17 protein-coding genes, 1 tRNA gene and 1 pseudogene are annotated in these 16962 nt (G+C 73.9%); 9 read left to right on the forward strand and 10 right to left on the reverse strand.

Features of this window, described 5'->3' with window-relative positions; translation table 11 throughout:
- The first annotated feature begins 76 nt into the window (after positions 1–76).
- A tRNA-Thr gene (locus ACW69E_RS03565) sits at positions 77–150 on the forward strand.
- Between the two features lie 218 nt (positions 151–368).
- Here the strand turns inward: ACW69E_RS03565 and ACW69E_RS03570 are convergent.
- From ACW69E_RS03570 to ACW69E_RS03590, 5 genes and pseudogenes are all read right to left on the reverse strand, one after another.
- Positions 369–500, reverse strand: a pseudogene (locus ACW69E_RS03570) (DNA-binding protein); the annotation flags it as partial.
- Between the two features lie 199 nt (positions 501–699).
- A complete protein-coding gene (locus ACW69E_RS03575; protein ID WP_457496675.1) occupies positions 700–882 on the reverse strand; it encodes a hypothetical protein in 183 nt (60 codons plus the stop codon).
- A gap of 790 nt (positions 883–1672) precedes the next feature.
- A complete protein-coding gene (locus tag ACW69E_RS03580; RefSeq protein WP_457496676.1) occupies positions 1673–3097 on the reverse strand; it encodes an RtcB family protein in 1425 nt (474 codons plus the stop codon).
- 61 nt (positions 3098–3158) lie between these two features.
- Positions 3159–3599: a DUF2267 domain-containing protein gene (locus ACW69E_RS03585; protein ID WP_457496677.1), complete on the reverse strand. Its 441-nt coding sequence runs from the start codon at positions 3597–3599 to the stop codon at positions 3159–3161.
- A gap of 217 nt (positions 3600–3816) precedes the next feature.
- On the reverse strand, positions 3817–4314 hold the full coding sequence (locus tag ACW69E_RS03590; RefSeq protein WP_457496678.1) for an archease: 498 nt from the start codon (positions 4312–4314) through the stop codon (positions 3817–3819).
- 160 nt (positions 4315–4474) lie between these two features.
- Between ACW69E_RS03590 and ACW69E_RS03595 the strand changes: the two genes are divergently transcribed.
- Positions 4475–6031 carry an AAA family ATPase gene (locus ACW69E_RS03595; protein WP_457496679.1) on the forward strand — a complete coding sequence of 519 codons (1557 nt, stop codon included), beginning with the start codon at positions 4475–4477 and terminating at the stop codon, positions 6029–6031.
- Between the two features lie 40 nt (positions 6032–6071).
- Here ACW69E_RS03595 and ACW69E_RS03600 read toward each other — a convergent pair whose 3' ends face one another.
- Positions 6072–6725 (reverse strand): class I SAM-dependent methyltransferase, encoded by a 654-nt coding sequence (locus ACW69E_RS03600; protein ID WP_457496744.1) that lies wholly within the window; start codon positions 6723–6725, stop codon positions 6072–6074.
- A gap of 222 nt (positions 6726–6947) precedes the next feature.
- Here ACW69E_RS03600 and ACW69E_RS03605 point away from each other — a divergent pair, with 222 nt between their 5' ends.
- Complete coding sequence (locus ACW69E_RS03605; protein ID WP_457496680.1) at positions 6948–7616, forward strand: lytic polysaccharide monooxygenase auxiliary activity family 9 protein; 669 nt, start codon at positions 6948–6950, stop codon at positions 7614–7616.
- A 66-nt stretch (positions 7617–7682) separates the two neighbouring features.
- Here ACW69E_RS03605 and ACW69E_RS03610 read toward each other — a convergent pair whose 3' ends face one another.
- Positions 7683–9071: a PP2C family protein-serine/threonine phosphatase gene (locus tag ACW69E_RS03610; RefSeq protein ID WP_457496681.1), complete on the reverse strand. Its 1389-nt coding sequence runs from the start codon at positions 9069–9071 to the stop codon at positions 7683–7685.
- Positions 9072–9341: 270 nt separating this feature from the next.
- On the opposite strand from ACW69E_RS03610, the gene ACW69E_RS03615 reads away from it, so the two are divergent.
- Positions 9342–10022 carry an enoyl-CoA hydratase-related protein gene (locus ACW69E_RS03615; RefSeq protein WP_457496682.1) on the forward strand — a complete coding sequence of 227 codons (681 nt, stop codon included), beginning with the start codon at positions 9342–9344 and terminating at the stop codon, positions 10020–10022.
- Between the two features lie 49 nt (positions 10023–10071).
- On the opposite strand, the gene ACW69E_RS03620 is transcribed toward ACW69E_RS03615, so the two are convergent.
- Both ACW69E_RS03620 and ACW69E_RS03625 read right to left on the reverse strand, forming a co-directional pair.
- The gene (locus ACW69E_RS03620; protein ID WP_457496683.1) at positions 10072–11064 is read right to left on the reverse strand and encodes a hypothetical protein; all 993 of its coding nucleotides are present in this window, start codon (positions 11062–11064) and stop codon (positions 10072–10074) included.
- 359 nt (positions 11065–11423) lie between these two features.
- Positions 11424–11969, reverse strand: a complete 546-nt coding sequence (locus ACW69E_RS03625; protein ID WP_457496684.1) for a GNAT family N-acetyltransferase — start codon at positions 11967–11969, stop codon at positions 11424–11426.
- 181 nt (positions 11970–12150) lie between these two features.
- On the opposite strand from ACW69E_RS03625, the gene ACW69E_RS03630 reads away from it, so the two are divergent.
- A complete protein-coding gene (locus tag ACW69E_RS03630) occupies positions 12151–12990 on the forward strand; it encodes a class I SAM-dependent methyltransferase (protein ID WP_457496685.1) in 840 nt (279 codons plus the stop codon).
- 199 nt (positions 12991–13189) lie between these two features.
- The gene (locus tag ACW69E_RS03635) at positions 13190–13696 is read left to right on the forward strand and encodes a hypothetical protein (protein WP_457496686.1); all 507 of its coding nucleotides are present in this window, start codon (positions 13190–13192) and stop codon (positions 13694–13696) included.
- A 26-nt stretch (positions 13697–13722) separates the two neighbouring features.
- Here the strand turns inward: ACW69E_RS03635 and ACW69E_RS03640 are convergent, their stop codons facing one another.
- Positions 13723–14067 (reverse strand): MerR family transcriptional regulator, encoded by a 345-nt coding sequence (locus tag ACW69E_RS03640; RefSeq protein WP_101255192.1) that lies wholly within the window; start codon positions 14065–14067, stop codon positions 13723–13725.
- 174 nt (positions 14068–14241) lie between these two features.
- Here ACW69E_RS03640 and ACW69E_RS03645 point away from each other — a divergent pair, with 174 nt between their 5' ends.
- From ACW69E_RS03645 to ACW69E_RS03655, 3 genes are all read left to right on the forward strand, one after another.
- The gene (locus tag ACW69E_RS03645; protein ID WP_457496687.1) at positions 14242–15048 is read left to right on the forward strand and encodes an aminotransferase class IV family protein; all 807 of its coding nucleotides are present in this window, start codon (positions 14242–14244) and stop codon (positions 15046–15048) included.
- A gap of 166 nt (positions 15049–15214) precedes the next feature.
- On the forward strand, positions 15215–15634 hold the full coding sequence (locus ACW69E_RS03650; protein WP_457496688.1) for a YciI family protein: 420 nt from the start codon (positions 15215–15217) through the stop codon (positions 15632–15634).
- 15 nt (positions 15635–15649) lie between these two features.
- Positions 15650–16948, forward strand: a complete 1299-nt coding sequence (locus ACW69E_RS03655; protein WP_457496689.1) for an RNA polymerase sigma factor — start codon at positions 15650–15652, stop codon at positions 16946–16948.
- Positions 16949–16962 lie beyond the last annotated feature (14 nt).

The raw sequence follows: 16962 nt of genomic DNA on the forward strand, positions 1-16962 counted from the left end.
CCCCGCACCGGATCCGGTGCGGGGCACCCCCGGGCACTGTGTAGACTTGGGCGCGCTGCGGTTCGCCGCACACATCGCCGCCTTAGCTCAGTCGGCCAGAGCGACGCACTCGTAATGCGTAGGTCAAGGGTTCGATTCCCTTAGGCGGCTCACTCCGAAGGACCAGCCAGGAATGTTTCTGGCTGGTCCTTCGTCGTTCAGCGGATGCGGCGACGGCGCCGGGCGCGGGCCGCCTTGGTGGGGCTGGTCAGGGCCGTACGGAGAGACAACGTCTTCGGCGCACCGGCAACGGTTGCCCGGATGACCGGACAGAGCTGTGTCGATCAGCAGGGAGCCGGAAGCAATGGCCCGCCCGGCGTGGCACCGTGTCAGGTTTTGACCACAGGGATGCCAGGGCCGCACAGCATCAGGAGGTCCTCGGGGTCCGAGGTCAGGACGGTCACGGGGGAGGGTGAGGCCAGCGCGGTGGCGGCCACGATGGCGTACTTGTGGTCTCTGAGGCGGTGGCCACGCGGCAGTGCGGCCGTTTGGCCGGTGACGTCCGGCGAGGGAGCGCAACCGGGTCGGCGGCCTCCGTCCGGCCCGGCTCGTCGATTAATTCATTCCTCATCCCGCAGGGAAGGAATTTCGGGCCTCCCGTGGAGGCCGGTGGACGGGTCAGGGACCGCCGGCGGGCCGCGGTCCCTGACCCGAGTGCTGTCAGTGGTGGGACTGGAGCCAGACCACGGCCAGTCCCACTGCGGCGGTTCCGATACCGGAACAGATGCCCCGCAGGAGGTGGTCGGCGGCGATGCGGCGGCGCCGTAACCCCCATCGGGCGAGGCGCCGCAGGGCGGCCCCGGCTCGCCGAGTGGCGGAGACGCCGTTGCGCTTATGCTGCATGACTGGTGTTCCTTCCAGGTTCTTCGCGGGCTTGCGAGGTCACCGCGCAGAGAGCCCCACCCGACCCGGTGGCGTAGGAAACCTGGGGTCGGGGCGCGGGCTCTCTGGCGCGTAAGGGGTGCGGAATCCGCCTCGGTCTCCATCGCGCCTGTGCATGGCGCGCCGAGGACGGCGGAGCCCCGTCGGCGGGGGCGCGTGGTCCGCGCAGGTGCCGAAGAGGCCGGGGTTCGCCGGCGGCCGGGAGTTCGCGCGTTACGTTCGGCTCCCCGGCCGGCGTGGCCATGGGGCCTTCTCGCTCGGTCGGCCGGGTCAGCCGCCGGGAGCGATGCCGCCGTCGTACAGCGCACCGCCGATGGACGCGGGCGGAAGGGAACACGCTCTCCGGGTGCGGCTGCGCCGGGCTGCCTCAGTGTGCGCCCCGAGCGCCGTACCGGTGCACGCGAGGGTCATCGACACCTCCTGCGGACATGTGGACGACTACTGGCCGATCACTCCAACTCCCGCGCACTATAGTCGAGTTCACGTGCAAGTGCATGTGCATCTGCACGTGCACTTGCATCTCGGCAGACTTTTGCGTTCCGTGTAATACGTTCGCCGTTATCCGAGGCTCCTCGGTGGGAAGCGGATCGGGTCGGGGAGTCCGGGCGGCGGGAAGTCGAGGCCCGACCGCTTGTCGTCGCGGCGTTCGCCCGGGTGGGCGGCGAAGCGGGCACGTCCCGCCCCCGCCTTCCGGCGGCCCGGGGGCTCGCCCGGTGGCCCGTGCGGTGACCGCCGGGCCCGGGCCAGTCCCTCACCCCTTGACGACGCCCAGCGGGACCAGGCGGGCGACCAGGTGGGCCAGGCCCGCGCCCTCGGTGGCGGCGGCGACGGCGTCGACGTCCTTGTAGGCCTCCGGGGTCTCCTCGGCCAGTCCGCGCCAGGAGGAGGGGCGGACGGCGATGCCGCCGGCCTCCAGCCGGCCGCGCAGCTCCTCGCCGCGGACCCGGCGCAGTGCCTGGTGACGGCTCCAGACCCGGCCGGCGCCGTGGCAGGTGGAGTGGAAGGCGTCGTTGCCCCTCTCGCCGACCAGGACGTAGGAGGCGGTGCCCATGGTGCCGGGGATCAGTACCGGCTGCCCGGCGCCGGAGAGTTCTCCGGGCAGGTCCGGGTGGCCGGGCGGCAGGGCGCGGGTGGCGCCCTTGCGGTGGACGCACAGGCGGCGCGGTACGCCGTCCACCTCGTGGGTCTCGGTCTTCGCCATGTTGTGGGAGACGTCGTAGACCAGATCCACCTCCGCCCCCGCCGCCGAGGCGAAGGCGCGGCGCACGGCCTCGGTGAGCAGCTGGCGGTTGGCGCGCCCGTAGTTGGCGGCGGCGGCCATGGCCCCCAGGTACGCCCGCCCCTCCGGGGAGACGACCGGCGCGCAGGCGAGCTGCCGGTCCGGCAGACTGATCCCGAAGCGGCGCAGCGAGCGGTCCATGACGCGGACGTGGTCGGTGCAAACCTGGTGGCCCAGGCCCCGGGAGCCGCAGTGGATCATCACGCACACCTCGCCGGGGCGCAGTCCGAAGGCGGCGGCGGCCTTCTCGTCGTGGACCCGGTCCACGGCCTGCACCTCAAGGAAGTGGTTGCCCGAGCCCAGGCTGCCGACCTGCCGGAGGCCGCGCTCCACGGCCCGCGCCCCCACCTGGGAGGGGTCGGCGTCCTCCAGGGCGCCGTAGTCCTCGCAGAAGGTCAGGTCGCGCGGCACGCCGTGGCCCTGCTCGACGGCGTACCGGGCGCCCCGGGCCAGCAGTTCGTCCATCTGCGGGCGCCCGGAGAGTTTCCACAGTCCGCCGGGGCCGGTGCCGCGCGGAACGGTGTCGCCCAGGACGTCCATCAGTTCCCGCAGGCGGGGCTCCAGTTCCCCGCGGTCGATGCCGGCGGCCAGCAGGCGCACCCCGCAGGAGATGTCGAAGCCCACGCCGCCGGGCGAGACCACGCCGGCGTCGTCGACGTCGGTGGCGGCCACCCCGCCGATCGGGAAGCCGTACCCCCAGTGGACGTCGGGCATGGCGAAGGAGGCGCGGACGACGCCGGGGAGGGTGGCCACGTTGGCCACCTGTTCCAGCGCCTGGTCGCCCGCCGCCTCGGGCAGCAGCTCGCGTGTGGCGAACACGGTGCCCGGCACGCGCATCGCGCCCCGCCGCTCGATGCGGAAGCGGAACGGGCTCTCCTCGGTCAGGGTGATGTCCACGGTCCCCTCCGGGTGCGTTCCGGTGGCCGGGCCGTCCGCGCCGGCGAGCAGTGGTACGCGCTCAGCCGGCCGGGACCGGTGCGGGTTCGAGGACGGTGCGGACGTCGTGCGGGAGCTGGTCGAGCGCCCGCTCCAGCTGGCCGGGCGACAGGTGCGCGCGTACGGCCTCGGTCACCGCCGGGACGATCCGGGGGACGGCCTCGGTGCTCACCAGGGCCTCCTGGGCGAAGCGGTTCACATAGGCCTCGCGGTCGTACTTGACCGGCGCGGCGCTGGGGACCCAGCCGTCGTAGTAGACGCCGCGCAGCAGTTCGGGGAGCTGGGCGGCGAAGTGGGCGGCCGCGTCGACGGTGAGCCGGTCGCGGAGGGTGTGCAGCCAGGTGCGCAGAACGCGGTTGGCCAGGTGCCGGTCCTGGGTTCCCAGGGCTTCGGACACCGCCTTCAGCCAGATGTTCGCGGTGTGGATGACGTGCTCGAACTCGGCCGCGTGAGTGGCGGACATGGATCTTCCCCCTCGGAGAACGAGGTCGTGGCGCCGTGGGGGCGCCGAGGTACGCCGTACGGAACCGGTGGCCGGATATGACCTTTTCGTCCCTTTCCTGGGGTCCATGGTATTGCGGCGGACTCATGCGGTCACCCGCTCGGAGTACCGGCCCCGCGTCCGGAGGCACCGCCCCGGAGCACCCGCCCCGCCCGTCCCGCCCGCCCGGCCGGTCCGCTCACACGTCGAGCGTCACCGAGCACTCCCAGCCGTGCCCGCCGCGGCCGAAGCTCAGCCCGTGCAGCGTGACGGCCTTGGGCGCCGCGCCCGTCTCCGCGAGCGTGCCGACGTCGGCCATGTGCAGTACGGCCCGCATCCCGCCGGGCACGGCGGCCGGCTCCGCGTCCACCGGCACCTCGCCTTCAGCGTCGAGCCGGTACACCACCTCGTCCAGCAGGGCCACCAGCAGGTCCTCGTCCGTCTCCGCCCGCACCTCGACGTCCCGGCGGCGCCGGCCGACGGCCCCCGACAGGTCCACGAACGACTCGCAGACGCCGCGCACCGCGTGCGCCAGGCACTCCTCGCGGGTCGGGGCCCACGCCTCCACCCGCAGGTCGGCGGTGTGCGGGACGGAGCGGTGCCCGCCACGGGGGCCACTTTGGTGGCCGCCGTGCGGTCCTCCGTGCGGTGCGTCGCGCGGCCCGCCGTACCGCGCGGAGTCCTCCGCTCGCGCCATGGATCCGCCCTCCTCGGCTCCCGGCCCCGGCTGCCCGGCTCCCTTCCGGCCCGTCGTCCGTTCCCATCCTCGCCCCGCGGGCGGATGTACGCGCGTCGCGGCGCCCGGCGGCCGGAGGTGTAATGGGAGGAGGAGCGCTACCGACCGATGGGAGCGGCCCGTGTCCCGCACCGACGCCCTCCGGTACGCCAAGCCGGATACGGTCCTCGGCCGCGACGCCGAGTGGGAGGCGCTCACCGCCTTCGCCTCCGACCCCCGCCCCGGACCCGGCCTCGGCGTGGTCTCGGGACGTCTGCGGCAGGGCAAGACGCATCTGCTGCGGGCGCTCACCGAGGCCGCCGGCGGCTTCTGGTTCGGCGCGCAGGAGGCGGTGCGGTCGGAGTCCCTGCGCATGCTGGGCGAGCGGATCGCCGAGTTCGCCGGGGCCGCCGAGTACGCAGACGCGCCCGGGCGCGCCCGCCCGCGCGACTGGGAGGCGGCCGTGGACGCCCTGCTGGAGCTGGGGGAGGGCCGGCCGCTGCCGGTGGTGGTCGACGAGTTCCCCCGGCTGGTGCGGCAGAGCCCGTCGCTGCCGTCCGTGATCTGCGCCGCCCTGCACCGCCGGAGCGCGGCGGGCGCGGCGGCCGGGGCGGGCGGGGAGGACGGCGGGGCCCGGCCCCGGCTGCTGCTGTGCGGCAGCGACCTGCCGGTGATGCGCCGGCTGTTCAGCGGCCCCTCGCCGCTGCACGGGCTGGCGGATCTGGAGATGGAGGTGCGCCCGCCGGACTTCCGGCAGGCCGCGCGCATGTGGGGCCTGGACGACCCCCGCCTGGCGTTCCTGGTGCACGCCGTGGTGGGCGGCACCCCCGCCTACCGGTACGACCACGTCCGCGGTGACACCCCCGGCGGGCCGGACGACTTCGGCGCCTGGGTGTGCCGGACGGTCCTGGACCCGGGCACGCCCCTGTACCGCGAGGCGCGGCTGCTGCTGCTGGAGGAGACCGACCACCTCGACCGCGCCCTGAGCCACTCCGTGCTCGCCGCCGTCGCCTCGGGTCACTCCACGGCCGGCGAGATCGCCGAGCGCGTGGAGATCCCGCTGCCCGACGTCTCCCGCTGCCTGGAACTGCTGCACGAGAGCGGCCTGCTGAGCACCGAACCCGACGCCCTGCGCCCGAACGTCACCCGGCTGCGGATCGCCGAGCCGCTGCTCGCCTTCGAGTACGCGGTCGTCCGGCCGCGGCGCCCGTCGGCGGAGCGGGAGGATCCCGCCGGCCTGTGGCGCCGGGCGCGTCCCGCCTTCGGGGCGCGGGTGGCGGCGCCGCATTTCGCCCGGCTGTGCCGGGACTGGGCGGTGCGGTACGCCGGCCCCGGCATCTTCGGGGAGGCGCCCGCCACGGCGTTCCACGGCTCCCCGGCCCATCCGCCGCCGGAGGCCGCCCCCGCCGCCGAGGTGGTGGTGCGGGGGCCGGCCGGGGAGCGCCCCGGCGCGCTGCTGTCGGTCGGGCTGGCCCGCTGGGACGAGGTGCTGGACGTGACCCACCTGGAGCGGCTGCGCCGGCTGATCGCCCATCTCGCCGCCCACGGCGAGGACACCGCGCGCACCCTCCCCGCCTGCTACTCCGGGGCGGGCTTCACCCCCGCCCTGCGCGCGGCGGAGGCGGCCGGCGAGGTGCTGCTCGTCGGCCTCGACCGGCTGTACGGGGGAGGTGAAGGGGGCGCTTCCGGCGGCTCGTAGGCCGATGGACCGCCCGGCCGCCGCTGGGGCTGCCGGCCGGTCAGCCGTCCGCGCCGGGCTTGCGGAAGACCAGCAGGTACCGCCAGAGCAGCAGCCTGCGCAGGGCCGCGCCGGGCAGCAGTACGGCTGCCTCCCGCCGTATCTCCTCCAGCGTCGCCTCCGGCCGCCTCACCGGCGCCCCGGCGGACGGCGGGCCAGCGCGGCCGCGGCGCGGGCGGGCCGTCTCCCGTGCGGCGACCGTGATCCGGGCAGCCGCGTTGACGGGGACGGCGGCCAGGCTCCAGGCCCGGTCGGCCGGGGTCGCCTCCCGGTAGCAGCCCAGCACGGCCAGGACGCCGCCGGGTGCCAGCGCGTCCCGCAGCGCGGTGACGGTGCCGAACGGCATGTGGTGGAGGGCGGCCAGGCAGGAGATGAAGTCGTAGCGTCCGGGCGGCGGTTCGGTGCGGGTGACATCCATGTGGCGGAAGTCCGGCCGGTACCGCGGCGGCAGGCTGGCCGATGCCGCGCGGGCGGTCCCGATCACCTCGGCCGACGCGTCGATCCCGTCCACCTCGATCCCCCGCCCCGCGAGCAGCCGTGCGAAGCGCCCGGTCCCGCAGCCGACGTCGAGGGCGGTACGGCAGCCGGGCGGTATCTGCCGCAGCAGCAGCCGGTGGTAGTGGTCGTTGTGGTCGAAGGGAACGGCGCCGACGATGCCACGGTGTCGGCTGTGTCGGCTGTGTCGGCTGTGTCGGCTGTGTCGGTGGTGCCGTGGCGCGAGTGGCCGCGTCCGGCGGCGCGGAAGTGGATTTCTGTCGAATTACTGTCGAATGTGTTTCGGTCCGGTTGCCACGGGGGAACGCACGAATGACGGCCTGGGAGCGCTCCCAGGCCGCACCCCCGCATCCCCTCACAGCGTGAAAGCGAAGTGTTCGCGATGAATTGTCATGAGCGCGTCTTAGGTGGCCGCTGGACGGCCCGCCTCCTCGCCGTGCTGGCCGCCGTACTGCTCGGCATGCTCCCGTGGGCCGGGACCGCCTCCGCCCACGGCTCGGTCATCGACCCCGCCTCCCGCAACTACGGCTGCTGGCTGCGCTGGGGCAGCGACTTCCAGAACCCGGCCATGCAGCGGGAGGACCCGATGTGCTGGCAGGCATGGCAGACCGACACCAACGCCATGTGGAACTGGAACGGCCTCTACCGCGACAACGTCGGCGGCAACCACCGGGCGTTCGTCCCCGACGGCCAGCTGTGCAGCGCCGGGCACACCAGCGACGGCCGCTACCGCGCGATGGACGTCCCCGGCCGGTGGAAGAAGACGAGCGTCGGCCGCGACTTCACCGTGCACCTGCGCGACCAGGCCCAGCACGGCGCCGACTACCTGCAGATCTACGTCACCCGCCAGGGCTTCGACCCCACCACCCAGCGCCTGGGCTGGGGCGACCTGGAGCTGATCGAGACGACCGGCAGGTACGCCCCCGCCTCGGACATCAGGGTGGACGTCAGCGCCCCCGGCCGCAGCGGGCACCACGTCGTCTACACGATCTGGAAGGCCTCGCACGCCGACCAGGTCTACTACATCTGCAGCGACGTGGACTTCGGCTGATCCGAAGCCCCTCGCCGCACGGGCGGCCCGGTCCGGTGTCCGCGCGGACACCGGACCGGGCCGCCCTCAGGCCTCCGGGGTGCGCAGGACGAGGAGGGCCAGGTCGTCGTGGCCGTCGCTGGTGTGGTTGTCGGCCAGGATCCGGCACAGCTTGTCCGGCGGCTCGCCGGCGTGGGCGGCGGCGACCTCGGCGAGCTCGTCCATGCACACGTCCAAAGGGCGCCTGGGGTGCTCCACCAGCCCGTCCGTGAAGAGGACCACCGTGGCCCCGCCCGGCAGTGGGTGGGTGTGGTCGGGGCGGGGCTGCTGGGTGTCCACCCCGAGCGGCACACCGGGATCGGCGTGCAGGTAGACCGTCCTGCGGTCCGGTGTGATCACCAGCGGCGGCAGGTGGCCCGCGCTGCTCCAGTGCAGGCACCAGCCGTCCCCCTCCGGCTCGATGCGGGCCAGGCAGGCGGTGGTGACGGAGCTCTCGGTGATCGCGTGGAGGGTGCGGTCGAGCTGGGAGAGGACCAGGCTCGGCGGGGTGCGCCGGTCGTACAACAGCGCGCGGAGCATGTTGCGGGTCTGGGCCATGGAGGCCGCGGCCTTCAGGTCGTGCCCGACGACGTCGCCGATGACGGCCGCGCAGGAGCGGTCGGGCAGCAGGATGACGTCGTACCAGTCGCCGCCGAGCTGCCCGGGGGCCGTCGCGGGCCGGTAGACGGCCGATCCGCTGAACGGGTGGAGGTCGGGGAGCCGGGGCAGCAGCAGACGCTGGAAGTTCTCGGCACCGGAGCGGACCTGCTCGAAGAGGCGGGCGTTCTCGATCGCCACGCCCGCGGCGCCCGCCAGCGCGATGACGATGTTCTCGTCCTGGGCGTCGAAGGGGAGGCCGTCGCGCCGGTCGGTCAGGTACAGGTCGCCGTAGATCTCGCCCCGCACGCTGATCGCCACGCCGAGCAGGGTGCGCATCGGCGGGTGCCCGGGCGGGAAGCCCGAGGAGTTGGGATGGGCTCCGATGTGCTCGACCCGCAGCGGCTCGGGGTTGTGGATCAGGTGCCCGAGCAGGCCGTGGCCCCGGGGCAGCTCCACACCGGCGAGCGCGGCTTCCTCCTCCTCGTTCAGCCCGACGGGGATGAACTGCTCCAGCTTCTCGCCGCTCTCGTCCAGTACGCCGAGCGCGCCGTAGCGGGCGTCGACCAGCTCCATCGCGGTGGTGACGATGCGGCGCAGCACCACGGGCAGCTCCAGTTCGCTGCTGATGGCCAGCACTGCGTCGAGCAGGCTCTGCAGCCGCTGCTGGGCGCGGGTCAGCGACCGGATCTGCTCGGCGAACTCGGCGGCCTCGGCCTCCCGGCCGGGGTCGGCCCGGGGGGCGGGGCCGGTCTGCGGAGCGTCACCGGCCCACGGGGCGGCCTGCGTCCCGGTGCGGGACCGCTCCCCGTGCCGCTGTGCGCCCTGACCCTGCTCCATCGAGTCTCCTTGTCGCTGTGGGCCGGGCACGCTGCCCGGCCCGGACACCCGCCGGGGGAGAGGACCTGTTTCCTCTCCGGTGACACCCCACAGGGCATATGCTAAGACCCTTTTGTCCGATGAGTGGGGTCCGGCGGCCCGGTGCCGGGGATGTGGTCGGGGGGAGTGGCTGGGTAGCATGCGGCCATCGTCGTTACCGGTCAGTAGGTTCTTGTTCGGGAAGATCACGACAGGACACGGCCGGTTCCACTCCCGCCCGAAGGAGCAGCCATGCCCGCGCTCGACCGCCAAGGCGACGTCTTCGTCCTCGACCTCGGAGACGGCGAGAACCGCTTCCACCCCGACTGGCTCGTCTCCGTCAACGCCCTGCTGGACGAGGTGGAGAAGGCCGAGGGGCCGCGCGCCCTGGTCACCGCGGCGACCGGCAAGTTCTTCTCCAACGGCCTCGACCTGGAATGGCTGCTGGCCAACACCGACAAGGCCGCCGAGTACGCCGCGAGCGTCCAGGACCTCTTCGCCCGGGTGCTGACCCTGCCGCTGATCACCGTGGCCGCGCTCCAGGGCCACACCTTCGCCGCCGGCGCGATGCTCTCCCTGGCCCACGACTTCCGCGTGATGCGCGCCGACCGGGGCTTCTGGTGCCTGCCCGAGGCCGACATCCACATCCCCTTCACCCCCGGCATGTCCGCCCTCATCCAGGCCCGGCTGACCCCGCAGACGGCCCACGAGTCCATGACCACCGCCCGCCGCTACGGCGGGCAGGACGCGCTGGCCGCCGGGATCGTCGACCGCGCGGTGGAGGAGGACGCCGTCCGGTCCACCGCGCTCGAGATCGCCGCCTCCCTGACCGCCAAGGCCAGCCCCACCCTGGGCACCATCAAGTCCCGGATGTACGGTCCGGCCGTCGCGGAGCTGCGCGCCGAGGAGATCCCGCTCAGCCTGGGCGGCTGAGCGGGCGCCCGGGTCGATCGGCCGGGCGGCCGGGCGGTCGAGCGGCCGCTCAGCCGAAGACCGGGACCGGGCCCCGGTCCCGTACGGCCCGGTCCCGTACGGCCGGGGCGCGCAGGCCCGCCCGCAGCCGCTCGACCCGGGCGCGCACCTCGGCGGCCGGCGGCCCGGCCGGAGCCGGTTCCGGCAGCCCCCGGCAGTCCCGGCACAGCCCGCCGGGCAGCGCCTCGGGGCGGCCGGGCCGCCCGCAGCCGGTGCACTCCATCACCCGGCGCGGCGCCGCGCCCTGCGCGGGTACGGACGCGGGTGCGGGCGTGGGCACGGCGGGTACGGCCGCCGCCTCGGGCGGCAGCCGGTCGGCCAGCCGCCGCCGGGCCAGCGCCCCCGGGCAGTGCACCGTCTCCGGCAGCCCGGACGTCAGCGCCAGCAGGAGCTGCACCGGGCTCGCCCCGCGCTCCAGCCAGACGGCGGCCGGGTCGGCCAGGGCCGCGCACTCGGCGGCCGAGAGCGTCATACGCGGATCGGTCTGCCCGAGCCCGGCCAGCACCTCGTACGCCTCCGCCCGCCGGGACGGCCGTACGTCCTCGGCGCTCCCGGCGTCCCCGGCCTCCGGTGCGGGTTCCGGCTCCGGCTCCCGTTCCGTACCGGGGGCCTCGCCGGGCGGCGTGCCCTCCCGCAGGAACGCCCCCCACCAGGCGTCGTCCCGCGCCGTCCGCGAGAAGTACGTGCGGTACACCCACTGGGTGCGGCCCTCGCCCACGGTCTCGCGCACCCGCCGCAGATGCCCGGCCCGCGACAGCGCGTTCAGCGCGGACCGCACCGCCTGCTGCCCGTAGGCGGGCAGTTCGCGGGCGAGGGTCTTGGTGTCGATCGCCGCGCCGTCCGGCAGCCGGTCGATATGGGCGGCCACCGACGCCTCACGGGGCGGCAGATGTTCGAAGTCGCCGCGCTTACGGGGGAGTTGTCCGGGAGCGGAGCGCTTTCCGTAGCCGGGAGCGGCCATCGGAGGGGCGTACGGGCGCACGTCGGCGCTACTGTTGGCCATAGCCATGGGGTCGAGGTCCGTTCGATCCGGATGGTCAGACCCTCGCCCGGTGTTGGCCCACCGGCGGGGGTCGTTCTCTTGTCGTTCCGCACGCTACACCGCCGACGCGGTGTGTGGCGACCCGGTCGCTGAGAGTGGAAAACCGCAGGGTGGGAGGGTGGGAGGAGACCTCCCACCCATTCCTTGGAGAAGGCGCTCGAATCCCGGATCCCGCCCCCCGGCACCCGAGCTCCGGGCCGGATTCCCGGCCCTCCGGAGCGGGCGGCGCACCGCCGGACGGTCCGTGGGCAGGGTGCTCGGCGGGCGGGTCGCGCACCCCACGTCGGCTCGCCGACGCGCTCACCCCCGCCCGGGCGGCCTCACGGCGCCGGCCGAAGCCCCCACGTCTGGAGGACGTAGGGCCGCCCCTTCTCCTCCCCCTCGATCAGCGGCACGTCGAGCAGACTGAAGCCCGCCTTGGCGGCCACGGCGACGCTGGCGGCGTTCTCCGCCTCCAGCTCGAGGATCACCTGCTCCGCGCCCAACCGCTCGAAGGCGTACGCGGCCATCACCCGCACCGCCCGTACGGCCAGCCCCCGGCCCCGGTGGGCCGGGCCGACCGCGTAGCCGAGCTCCGTGCCCTCGGGGGCGCGCCGCAGCATCGCCTCGCCGAGCGGCGCGCGGCCGTCGGTGGTGATCGCGAGCAGTACGGCCGTGCCGTCCGCCCGCAGTCGCCGGGCCCGGTCGAGCCGCGCGCGGGCGGCCGCCTCGTCGAAGGGCGAGACGATCGGCGTCCAGTACGCGATGTCGGGGTGGTCGAACAGATCCGGCATCGCGGCCACGTCCGCCTCCGTCCAGTCACGCAGGACGAGCCCCTCCCCGGTGAGCTCGATCCGGTCGGGAAACGGCGGATTGCTGCTGCTCACGGTGATCCCCCCTGGCTCCGTAGGACGAGGCAGCATACCCGGGGCCACGGCCCCGGACTCGTTGCTGCCGGGGTCACCGTGCGCATGTACGGCGGGGATCGCATCCGGTCGGGTCCGAAGCGACCGCAGCAGTCATCCGACTCCGCTTCATGGCGGGCGGGCAGCACATAGCCTCCTCGGCATGTCCGAAATCACCACGTATACGCGACGCGACGACAATCCCGAGGAATCCCGACGGGAGCGTCTGAGACGGATATTCGACGAGGACGCGGAACTGTACGACCGGGCCAGGCCGGGATATCCGCCGGAGCTGTACGACGACCTCGCGGAACTCGCGGGTGCCCGTCCCGGCAGTCGCGTACTGGAGGTGGGCTGCGGGACCGGCCAGGCCACGGTCCCGCTGGCCGATCGGGGCTGCCGGGTCACGGCCGTCGAGGCAGGACCGCACATGGCCGCGATCGCCCGTCGCAACCTGGCCGGGGCTCCGGCTGTGGAGGTGGTGACGGCCGAGTTCGAGAGCTGGCCGCTGCCGGCAGAGCCGTTCGACACTGTTCTCGCGGCGACCGCGTTCCACTGGATCGACCCGACGGTGCGAGTGCCCAAAGCTGCCGATGCCCTATGTCCAGGCGGGGCGCTCGCAGTGGTGCGCAGTCAGCATGTGATGGGCGGCACCGAGAAATTCTTCATCGAGGTCCAGCGCTGCTATGAGCGCTTCGATCCGGAGACGCCGCCTGGGCTGCGGCCTCCTGCGGCCGCCGATGTCGATAACTCGGACCATGCGGAGGAGGTAGCGCGAAGCGGTCGCTTCGGCCCCACGGTCTTCCGTCGCTACGAGCAGGATCTCACGTACACCACGCCGGAGTATCTGGAACTGCTGCGGACCTACTCGGGCCACCGGGCTCTCCCGGAAGCAGCCAGGCGCGGGCTGTTGGCGTCCATTGCCGACCTGATCAACGAGCGATACGGGGGCCGGGTGACCAAGCGTTACCTCATCGAGTTGGGGGTCTCCCGCAGACGGTGACGCCGGTTGGCGCTTTTCGTACGCGGCGTCGGAGCTGCTGCAGGCGCTCCACCTCTGCATGGCGGATCGGCGGAAGGCGGCACCGGCGCGGGGTCTGGAACACACACTTCTCCGCCGTACGCGGCCGCAGGCACCGCACCACGCCCGTTTCGCGGATCACGCCGGGGCCTCCCGCGGCTCGTCGTGCGAGGCTGGGGGCGTGGGGTGGGGTTACAGGATTCTCGGTGGGACGGCGGCCGTTCTGGGGGCGGCGTCGCTGGTGTGCGCGCTGCTGACGCTCCCTCCGGGGCTCCTGCTGCCGGAGTCCGGGTGGCTGATGGTGGCGAGCGGGGCGTCGGCCTTCCTGCTCTTCGGGGCGGCGGTGGTCTGGAGCCTCGTTTCCGTGGGGCGCCCACGCAGGCTGTGGTCGCCTTTGCGGTGTCTGCCCGGCAAGGTGCAGGCGGGACTGGGCGCGCTGGTCGCCGGGGGCGCGGTGCTGATGCTCGTGGATCTGCCCCAGGGGCCCGGCCCGCAGTCCCCGAAGGCCGAGTACGGCAGCTACCACGCGTTCGAGAAGACGACGCGGGAGTGGGTGGAGATCTTCTCGCGCGCCGAGTACGAGGCGCTGGTCGAATCGGAGCAGCGGGGCGTCCACGCGGGCGCAGGTCTGTTCCTCGGTATCGCGGCGGTTCTCTTCCTGAGCATGGGGGAGCTGCGGAGGCGGTGAGCCGCGTCCGGGCAGCCCCGGGGCTCTCAGGGGCGTGCGAGGTAGGCGGCGAGCGCGTCGCGGCTGCGCGTCAGCTCGCCGATGCGCTCGTCCAACGCGGCCAGTTCCCGCTCCAGCGCGCCCCGTAGATCCGCGCACCAGTCGAAGCCCGGCTCCGAGCCCCGGGCGCACGGCAGCACCGAGCGGATCACCTCGGTGGTCAGGCCCGCGTCCAGCAGGGCGCGGATCTGCCGCACGGTGAGCACCGCGTCCTCGCCGTAGGTGCGGTAGCCGTTCGGGCCGCGCTCGGGGGTGAGCAACCCCTGCTCCCCGTAGTACCGCAGCAGCCGCGTGCTGACCCCCGTGCGCCGGGACAGCTCCCCGATCAGCATGTGCCCCGCCCCTCCCGGGAGTTGACCTTCACACCGGTGTGAAGCCCTAACGTCGCCCCGCGAGCGGGCATTCCGCGCCCGCCGCCCCTCTTCCTGAAACCCATGAAACCCATGAAACCCATGAATTCCCTGAAACCCATGAACTCCCGGGACCCGAGCTTCGGAGCGACGCACATGACCCCATCGACCCCTTACGCCGTCCACCGCGACGGCCGTACGGCCACCGCCGGAGAGCTGGCGCCGCTCGCCTTCGCGGGCCACGCCCACTTCACCGCCATGCAGGTGCGCGACGGCCGGATCCGCGGGCTCGACCTGCATCTGGCGCGGCTGCGCTCGGCCTCGTTGGAGCTGTACGGCCGGGCGCTTCCCGGCGACCTGGTGCGGTCCCGCCTGCGGGCGGCGCTGGAGGGCGGTCCGCAGGACGTGTCAATGACGGCGGTGGTGTACTCCCCGGCGGGCGAGTTCACGGCGGCGGACGCCGAACCGGAGATGTTGGTCCGCACCGGACCGCCCGCCTCCGGGCCCGAAGGGCCGCTGGCCCTGGCGGCGTTCGAGCACGAGCGGTTCCTGCCCTCGGTCAAGCTCGTCGGCGAGGCGGCCAAGACGTATCTGCTGCGCCGGGCCGCCGCGCAGGGCTTCGACGACGCCGCCTTCACCGACCGCCGGGGCCGGATCGGCGAGGCGACGATCTGGAACCTGGCCTTCTGGGACGGCTCGGCGGTGGTGTGGCCCGAGGCCGACGTACTGACCGGGGTCACGATGGGCGTCCTGCGCCGGCGGCTCGACCGCCTGGGCGTCCCCCAGCGCGTCCGGGAGGTCACCCTCGCCGACCTGCCGGGACTGGCCGGGGCCGTCGTCATGAACTCCTGGACGCCGGGGGTCGCCGTACACCGGATCGGCTCCGCCTCCCTGCCCGCCGCCCCGGCCTTCACGGACCTGCTCCACCGCGCCTACCGGGCCGAACCGCCCACCGCGCCGTGAGCGCCGGGGCGTGCGCGGTGAGCCGCCGGGAGCACAGGGGCGTGCCATACGCTGCCGGAAGTTCCCCGGAAAGAATTCGGCGGCCGTGTTGATCCGCGCCGTTCCCGTTCGACCTATGGGTGAGAGGGGCAGGAAGAGGCCCCGGAACCACCAGGGAGACAGAGCCATGAAGTACATGCTGATCATGCGCGCCACCGACGAGGCCCTCGCGGGAATGGCGGACGTCGACTTCGGCCAGATGCTGGAGACCATCGGCAGGTACAACGACGAGCTGATCCGGGCCGGTGTGCTGGTCGCCGCGGAGGGCCTGGACGACGCCGCCGAGGGCGTGGTCGTCGACCACTCCTCCGAGCCGCCCGTGGTCACCGACGGCCCCTACGGCGAGACCAAGGAGCTGTTCGGCGGCTTCTACATCCTCAACGTGGCGTCCAAGGAGGAGGCCGTCGAATGGGCCAGGCGGTCGCCGATGAGCGGCCCGGGTCTGAAGACCGAGATCCGCCGGGTCACCACGATCGACGAGTTCCCCCAGGACAACGAGTGGATCCAGAAGGAGCGGGCGTGGCGCGAGGCCACCGGCCAGCTCTGAGGGGAACTGCGGAAGATGGCCGACCCCACCGGCCGTGAGGCCGTCGCCGCCGTCTGGCGGATCGAGTCCGCGCGGATCACCGGCGCGCTCGCGCGGTACACCGGCGACTTCGCGCTGGCCGAGGACTGCGCCCAGGAGGCGCTGGCCGAGGCGCTGGTGAACTGGCCGCGCGAGGGCGCGCCCCGCGACCCGGCGGGGTGGCTGCTCACCGTCGGCCGTCGTCGTGCGATCGACGCGTTCCGCCGGCGCTCCGCCCTCGGCGAGCGGTACGCCGCCCTCTCCCACGGCCTGGGCGAGGGCGGCATCGTCGCAGGGGGCGCCTCGGGGAGTGCGTCCCCCGACCCGGCCCGGGAGGACGGTGACGTGCTGTGGGACCCGGACCGCATCGACGACGACACCCTCGCGCTGATGTTCCTCGCCTGCCATCCCGTGCTGCCGCGCGAGGGGCGGGTGGCGCTCACCCTGCGGGTGGTCGGCGGTCTGACGAGCGACGAGATCGCCAGGGCGTTCCTGGTGCCGACCGCCACCGTGCAGGCCCGGATCACCCGGGCGAAGAAGACCCTGAAGGCGGCTCGGGTGCCGTTCGAGACGCCGACGGCCGGAGAGCGGGCCGAACGGCTCGGCTCGGTCCTCAGCGTCGTCTACCTGATCTTCACCGAGGGGTCCTCGGCCAGTTCGGGCGGGGACCTGATCCGGTTCGACCTCGCGGGCGAGGCGCAGCGCTTGGCCCGGGTGCTCAGCCGGCTGATGCCGGACGAAGGCGAGGTCCACGGCCTGCTGGCGCTGCTGGAGCTGACCGCCGCGCGCTTCCCCGCCCGCACCGGGCCGGACGGCGAGCCGGTGCTGCTGGAGCACCAGGACCGCCGCCGCTGGGATCGCGCCGCGATCCGCCGGGGGCGGGCCGCCCTGGCCCGCGCCGAGCGGACCGGCCGGGGCCTGGGCGCCTACGGCCTGCAGGCGGCGATCGCTGAGTGCCACGCCACCGCCCCCTCGGTCGAGGCGACGGACTGGGAGCGGATCGTGCTCCTCTACGAGGCGCTCGGCCGGCTCGCGCCCTCACCGGTGGTAGACCTCAACCGGGCGGTGGCCGTCTGCATGGCGCGGGGACCGGCGGCGGCCCTGGCCATCGTGGACGGGCTGGCCGGTGCAAAGGCGCTGTCCGGCTCCCACCTGCTGCCGAACGTCCGCGGGGAACTCCTCGCCCGCCTGGGGCGCACCGACGAGGCGCGCGCCGAACTGGAGCGCGCGATTCGGCTGTGCGGCAACGAACGCGAACGGACGGTACTGCGACGCAAACTCGCCGCCCTCGGCTGACCCGCCGCCGGATG

Source organism: Streptomyces sp. SS8 (assembly GCF_054072955.1).